Annotated in this window: 6 protein-coding genes; all 6 read right to left on the bottom strand. The window is 46.2% G+C overall.

The window, feature by feature from the left end:
• Window positions 1–391 precede the first annotated feature (391 nt).
• The 6 genes from ACQRBH_RS11895 to ACQRBH_RS11870 all read right to left on the bottom strand — a co-directional run bounded on the left by ACQRBH_RS11895 (window position 392) and on the right by ACQRBH_RS11870 (window position 6,692).
• Window positions 392–604 carry a helix-turn-helix domain-containing protein gene (locus ACQRBH_RS11895; protein ID WP_002586615.1) on the bottom strand — a complete coding sequence of 71 codons (213 nt, stop codon included), beginning with the start codon at window positions 602–604 and terminating at the stop codon, window positions 392–394.
• Complete coding sequence (locus ACQRBH_RS11890) at window positions 597–1,019, bottom strand: sigma-70 family RNA polymerase sigma factor (protein ID WP_002586616.1); 423 nt, start codon at window positions 1,017–1,019, stop codon at window positions 597–599. Before ACQRBH_RS11890 ends, ACQRBH_RS11895 begins: the two co-directional genes overlap by 8 nt.
• A 171-nt stretch (window positions 1,020–1,190) precedes the next feature.
• Window positions 1,191–1,958 carry a class I SAM-dependent methyltransferase gene (locus tag ACQRBH_RS11885; protein ID WP_002586626.1) on the bottom strand — a complete coding sequence of 256 codons (768 nt, stop codon included), beginning with the start codon at window positions 1,956–1,958 and terminating at the stop codon, window positions 1,191–1,193.
• A gap of 50 nt (window positions 1,959–2,008) precedes the next feature.
• Window positions 2,009–3,928, bottom strand: a complete 1,920-nt coding sequence (gene tet(W), locus ACQRBH_RS11880) for a tetracycline resistance ribosomal protection protein Tet(W) (protein ID WP_002586627.1) — start codon at window positions 3,926–3,928, stop codon at window positions 2,009–2,011.
• A 640-nt stretch (window positions 3,929–4,568) separates the two neighbouring features.
• Complete coding sequence (locus tag ACQRBH_RS11875) at window positions 4,569–4,709, bottom strand: Maff2 family mobile element protein (protein WP_029732077.1); 141 nt, start codon at window positions 4,707–4,709, stop codon at window positions 4,569–4,571.
• Between the two features lie 123 nt (window positions 4,710–4,832).
• On the bottom strand, window positions 4,833–6,692 hold the full coding sequence (locus ACQRBH_RS11870) for a VirD4-like conjugal transfer protein, CD1115 family (protein ID WP_227597995.1): 1,860 nt from the start codon (window positions 6,690–6,692) through the stop codon (window positions 4,833–4,835).
• Window positions 6,693–6,713: the final 21 nt, after the last annotated feature.

The raw sequence follows: 6,713 nt of genomic DNA, 5'->3' as shown, positions 1-6,713 counted from the left end.
TCACCGTGGTAGAAACTTGCTCTCCGTGACTGCAAACTTTCTCTCACTTCCGTCCGCCACTTTTTTGGAAAACTGCAACCACAAAAGTTTGTTTCTCTTTTTCTGCTACTACTAATCCTGTAAAGGGCATTCCTGCCCGCTTTCGCTAAAATGACACCGGACGCAGTGGTTTCTACCCGGTGTTGGAGAAATCCTTTCTCTTTGCCCTCTACTACGGGTAAATGCTCCAAATGCCAAACACCAGGGCAGAAAAATTCCCTCCTCGCTTACTACTACAACCGGCAGGGGGCAAAATGGCCGGGAGCGGAGCCGGACAACAAAAAAAGCAGTAAATCTTTTTCAAGACTTACTGCTTTCGCTGGCCGCGTCGGTGGCGGCTGGTATTCAGTTTTTATGACTTGTCCGGTGGTTCGTCAAGCCGGAACTTGAATTGACAGTCAATTAACCGCTGCTTTACATAGTCCTCCACCTCGGCGTTGACCTGCCCGTTCACTTTTGAGAAATAGCGGATATATCCGGCGTAGTGGAGCAGGACAGCGTTCACGGCTTCTGGGTCGCCCTCACGGGCTTTGAGGATTGTTTCATAGGGGAGAAGTCTACTCATACCGGCTCACCCCCATTTCTTCGCGTAGCCGCTGCAAGGCAAGCTGGATATGCCGCCCCGCTGTGCTGCGTGACCGGCCAATACACGCGCCGATCACGCGCTGCGGCTGGCGCAGAAAGTAATAGCGCAGGATTTCTTCCCGCGTCTGCTCCGGCAAAACAGAGATCGCGTCGGCAAGGGCGGCGTTGCAGAGCAGGACGGTCTGACCGCAGACGGTAAATGGGTATTCCTCGTCCGGCTCCGACGCGGCAAACTGGACAAACTTCTCGTTCATCAGATAGTCAAGGGAAACTTGCCGTTCCCATTGCCGTTTAAGCTTCAAAATCTTGTCCAAGGCGGCACAGCGGATAACAGTCTTGCAAAAGGCGTTGTACCTGCGCTGGATATATTCTTGATAGGCTATCTGGTCGGTCATGGAAATTCCCCTTTCTGAATAATAGTGCGGGGCGGTGGCACTTCTTGCTGTCGCCCCTTGATTGCCTACCAGCAAAGGCGGGCGGGGCTGTCAACGGCTGCGCATATGCGCCGTTCATCTTGACCGTTGACTGGCTCGGCTGGGTTTGCTATTTACCCGACAAACTTGAATTTATTTTAAGCTATCACGTTTTACCTTCTTAAGCCTTACTATCATTACCATAGGAATTTCTTTGTTGGTTTTAAAACATTCTTCATAAAATCCATCAATGACAAATCCAGCTCTAAAACAAAGGTTAAAAATATCTTGTATGGAACGATGATAATAAATCTGCTCTTTCGGTTGCCCTTCAATCGCTATATCATAGTAACTGTGCGGTGTCATATATTTTTCAGTCAACGTGACAAAACAAGGGTGTTGCGTTGCAAAGACAAAAATTCCGCTTTCCTGCAACAGTTCATAAACAGCCATAAGAAGTGGTTCAATATCCGTAATATCCATAATTGCCATATTAGAAACTGCTTTCGTAAAGGCTCGATTTCTTTTTAATTCTAATATACTTTTTCTATCGGTCGCATCCGCCACACAAAATTCAATTTGTTTTGCATATTGTGATTGCCGTCTTTTAGCCAATTCTATCATTTTTTTGCTGTAATCAAAAGCGACAACCGAAGCGCCTCTTTGTGCAAGATACGAAGAATAATTTCCATTGCCACACGCAATATCCAAAATGTAATCCGCAGGATTAGGAGATAGAAGTTCCGTTACTTTGGGACGCACTACCTCTCTGTGAAATTCATTAGATTCGTCACCCATTGCATTATCCCAAAATTGTGCGTTCTCCTCCCAGATTTTTTTACTTTCCTCTGTTCCCATGTTCTCTCCCACTCCCCAAATTTGCTTTTTTGCTTCCATTAAATCTTCCTTACTATATTCCATTGTTACCCTCCATAACTTCTGATTGTTGCCGTCTTGACGATTATGTATCTTTACATTACCTTCTGAAACATATGGCGCACCTTGTCCAGGCGGCTGTTTGGACGGCGGGGCTGGATGACCGGCTGACCGACAGCGGCCTGATATCCTTTCAGCTCTGTAAGGCATACGCTCCGCCCGTTGGTGTAAAAGGCCAGATCAGTACGGTATGCCTGTATACAGCGGGCGGGAATCTCGCCAGTAAAGACAACTTCATCCTTTTTTACCTGGGCCGTTTCGATGGTGGCACAGTATTTCGGTGCATCATGATAAGCCCTGGAAAGGTATTCCTGGGGCGCATAGAGGATGAAGGAGAGATAAGGTTCCAGCAGCTGCGTCCCCGATTCCTTCAATGCCTGTTCCAATACAATCGGGGCCAATGAGCGGAAGTCCGCCGGCGTGCTGACCGGACTGTAATAAAGCCCGTATTCAAAGCAAATCTTACAGTCCGTTACGTTCCAGCCGAACAAGCCCTGCTCCAGCCCGTAACGGATACCATCCCTGACAGCGTTTTGAAAACTCTGGTTCAAGTATCCCAGCGAAACCCGGCTCTCGTATTGTACACCGGAGCCAAGCGAGAGTGGTGTAACAGACAGTCCTATGGATGCCCAAAACGGGTTGGGCGGCACCTCGATATGGATGGTGTGGCTGGCTGCTTTGAGCGGCCGCTCCATATAAATGACGGAGGGTTCCTTTACCACTGTTTCAAGCTTGTATTTTTCCGACAGCAAAGCGGAAACAACCTCCAACTGCACCCGGCCCAAAAAAGAAAGAATGATCTCATGGGTGATGGAATCCACTTCGCAACGCAAAAGCGGGTCAGTATCCGCAAGTTGCGTAAGAGCGTCCAGCAGCCGTTCTCTTTGCGCTGCCGTTTTCGGCGCAATCGTCGTCCGCAGCATGGGGAGGGGGTCCTCGCGCCACCTTTTACGAGGGAGCCGGGTTTGGTCCCCTAATACATCGTTTAACCTCACGCTGTCGCTGGGAAGGATAACAATTTCACCCTGATAAGCGGTGTCTGTCCGAACAATTTCCCCTTTGGATGGAATACGCATCTCTGTGATTTTCAGCTTTTCTCTCCCGGCCAGGGCCACCGTATCCCGCAGGCGCAGCGTTCCGCTGTATAACCGTAGATAGACACGCCGCTGGCCGCAATCGGTGTACTCAACCTTGAAAACGCTGCCGCATAGGGCGGCGCCCCCCTGTTCCCCAATCGGTTGGAACAGCCCTGTCACCGCATCCATCAACGGTTGAATGCCAAGGCCATTTTTGGCGCTGCCATGATAGACTGGGAACAGGGAGGCGTCTTGAACCCGCTGCTGTTCCTCCCGCGCAAGTTTTTCCCGGCTGATTGGTTCTCCTGCGATATACTTTTCCAATAATTCATCGTTATTTTCGATGACCGCATCCCATGCTTCTATGTCGGTATTTTCCTCCAGGACTATTTCCGGGGACAGCGACACCGTCTGCTTGATGATAATATCGGCGGAGAGCTTATCCCGAACAGACTGAACCACGCTCTGCAAATCAACGCCAGCCTGGTCGATCTTGTTGATAAAGATAACGGTGGGAATGTTCATTTTCCGCAGGGCATGGAACAGAATACGGGTCTGGGCCTGCACGCCATCTTTAGCGGAGATCACCAAGATGGCCCCATCTAAAACAGCCAAAGAGCGGTACACCTCCGCCAAAAAATCCATGTGGCCGGGCGTATCCACAATGTTAACTTTACATCTGTGCCACTGGAAGGAAGTGACTGCCGCTTGAATGGTAATCCCACGCTGCCGCTCCAAAAACATGGTGTCCGTCCTCGTTGTCCCTTTTTCGACGCTCCCCGGTTCTGAAATGGCTCCGCTGGCATATAGCAGGCTCTCCGTCAAGGTCGTCTTTCCAGCGTCTACATGGGCAAGAATTCCAATATTGATTATTTTCATGTGATTGTCCTCCCTTTACAGCCCCAAAGGGCATAAAAATCCCCAGCAGTAAAATACTTTTACCACTGGGGATTATAAGTTGCGGACATACACATATACAGCATACACCTGTTTGTGATTGCTGTTTTTGGGGATATGTCAAAATTGATAAGGCAAAAGTATTCTTAAATTGGGTACAAAAAACTAAGCCCCTACAAAAGGAGCTATCATAATCCTTTGTTCCCACTATTTGATTATAGTTTTATTTAAGAATACCTTGCCGCATATTTTTTACTCCTTTTCTGGATTAAATCATTGTATCACATCAGTTTTAGGAAAGCAAGTACCTAAAAGAAATTTTTCTTCCCCTTATATGTAACAATCATACCGGCTTCCTAGCGTTCAGAATGTTTTCTGCTGTCTGCTGTGGTGTTTGGTTGGAATTGTCCAACCAAAAGCCGATCCGTGGTGTTGTCTGCATTTTACTAAATACAAATTCAATGTATACAGAAAGATATAAGGAGTGGGAGGGATTCCGCCGTAGTTGGCATTGTAGGAAAATCCAAAAGTTTAGATTTTCCCACAATGCTTATCTTTTGGTCTTTGGTTCGGAATAGTGTAGTGCTGGCGGTCTATCTCTTGTTTTCGGTTGCTTGCTTCCTTACCGTACATGAGCATTAGCGCCGGGATTGTCATTTCCATATCCTTCCAGAAGGTTCACGACACCCCACACACCAAGACCTGCGCCGATTGCGACTACAAGAGTTTTTAAAGTTGTAATTGCGCTGCTAAAAAATGCCATATATTCATAAACCAAAACTGACTTCTTTCAGGTGTTTACGGGAATGAAAAAACACCGACTAAAAAGCCGGCGCACCTAATGTCAGTTATTCCTTTCCTCATTATTTTTCGTTCATTCCCAAGGTTACTCCGACAGTTCTACATGAATCACTTCCACCTCTTCTTCGGGTTTCGGTGTGTACTGTGGATTTAACTCTTTCTCTACTTTGTACCGGTTCTTCTCGTTTTCATCTGCAAGAAGCCGATAGTTTTTGTGTTTCGTGATATCATATTTATCCGAGAAAAATGGTCTGGCACCACGGATCTGCAGGATACATTTTCCTCCATCCATGACTGCAATCTCATCTTCCGTCATCAGCTGTTTGCCTGTTTTCTGGTAGTTCAATCCAAAGGACTTCTGATTACTCCTCGTCTCCGAAGTGTTATACAGGTCAATGGTTTCCTTCCCCAGAAGCTCACTCATTTCCTTTAAGGTGGTTTTCTCTTTGCCACCAAGAAAAAGTGTAGTATCACAGTTGCCCAGAATGGTATCTGCACTATCCTTATACATTGCCTTTAGCTGACTCTGGGACTGCAAAATAATAGAAGCAGAGATTTCCCTGCTTCGGATAGTTGCGATCAGCTTGTCAAACTGAGGAATCTGCCCGATGTTGGCAAACTCATCAGCGATGACACGCACATGCACCGGCAGTCTTCCACCATATACATCATCTGCCTTATCACAAAGCAGATTGAAAAGCTGTGACTGTAACATGGCAATCACAAAGTTGAATGTGGTATCCGTATCGGACATGATCAGAAACAAGGCTGTTTTCCTGTCACCGATCTTATCCAGTTCCATTTCATCGTAAGACATGATCTCACGAAGTTCTGCGATATCAAATGGGGCAAGTCTGGCTCCACAGGATATCAAAATACTTTTCGCTGTCTTTCCAGCCGCCATTTTATATTTTTTATACTGTCTGACCGCAAAGTGCTGCGGATCTCTTTCTTCAAGTTCCTGGAACATCATATCCACAGGATTCTGGTAAGTTTCATCCTCTTCACGGGTTTCGCTTTCGTTCAAAAGATCCAGAAGGGTATTCAGGTTCTTTTCCTCTTCATCCCCTTCATACCAGATAAAAGCAATCAGTGCTGTGTACAGCAATTTCTCTGCTTTCACCCAGAAATCTTCGGAAGCTTTTTCCCCTTCGCCTTTGGTATTCACAATGATTGTTGTCACCAGCTTCAGGATATCTTTTTCAGACCGTATATAAGCAAATGGATTGTAATGAAGGGACTTGGAAAAATTGATGGTATTCAGAACCTTAATCACATATGGCTCATGTACCACTTTTCCAGATTTATCTTTCATGATATTTCCATTCTTATCTTTCTTAGGTGGTCCCTTTGCTAACATCTTCCCGCACTCTTCAATCAAAGTGCCTTTCGGATCTGTAATGACCATGGAACAGTTCATTTGCATGACCGATGGTTTTACAAAAAAACGTGTCTTACCGGAACCACTGCCGCCGATGACCACTATATTTTTATTTCTTGCATACTTTGGCTGTTTAGGTCTACTTTCCATAGTCAATGCTTCTGTTGCTGTCAATGGAATGTTCATCCATGGATCTTCTGACATATAAGGCTTGATATCCTCTGCATTTCCCCATCTGGCTGAACCATACTCGATTCCTTTCCGGAGTTTCTTTGCATCTGCCTGTTTCTGCCAGACCAACACTTTCAGAACGACTGCAACAACAATACCTGCTAGCAGATCTTTCCAGTTATTGCTTAACACAAAACCAGCAAAAATCCGGTCTGCGTGTTCCATTGCATATAATAGTTTGTTCCCCATATCTTCTCCCGGACTGTTCCGGTAAAGAAAAAATGCCCGGTCTGCATAGAAAGCAGCCAGAGCATAAGGAATATTTGTAAGAACCAGTTTCTTTTTATCCAGGGCGGACAGCCTGACCCTGATCTTATTCTTCCATTTTTGCATCAGATTTTTACCGATTTGCTT

Source organism: Bariatricus sp. SGI.161, assembly GCF_050313695.1.
Taxonomy (GTDB): domain Bacteria; phylum Bacillota; class Clostridia; order Lachnospirales; family Lachnospiraceae; genus JAFBIX01.
This window is presented reverse-complemented; position numbering and strand designations above follow the sequence as displayed.

Coding starts and splice junctions, on each gene's coding strand:
- ACQRBH_RS11870 (WP_227597995.1), bottom strand. CDS start 6,692: ATGCAAAAATGGAAGAATAAGATCAGGGTCAGGCTGTCCGCCCTGGAT.
- ACQRBH_RS11875 (WP_029732077.1), bottom strand. CDS start 4,709: ATGGCATTTTTTAGCAGCGCAATTACAACTTTAAAAACTCTTGTAGTC.
- ACQRBH_RS11890 (WP_002586616.1), bottom strand. CDS start 1,019: ATGACCGACCAGATAGCCTATCAAGAATATATCCAGCGCAGGTACAAC.
- ACQRBH_RS11895 (WP_002586615.1), bottom strand. CDS start 604: ATGAGTAGACTTCTCCCCTATGAAACAATCCTCAAAGCCCGTGAGGGC.
- ACQRBH_RS11885 (WP_002586626.1), bottom strand. CDS start 1,958: ATGGAATATAGTAAGGAAGATTTAATGGAAGCAAAAAAGCAAATTTGG.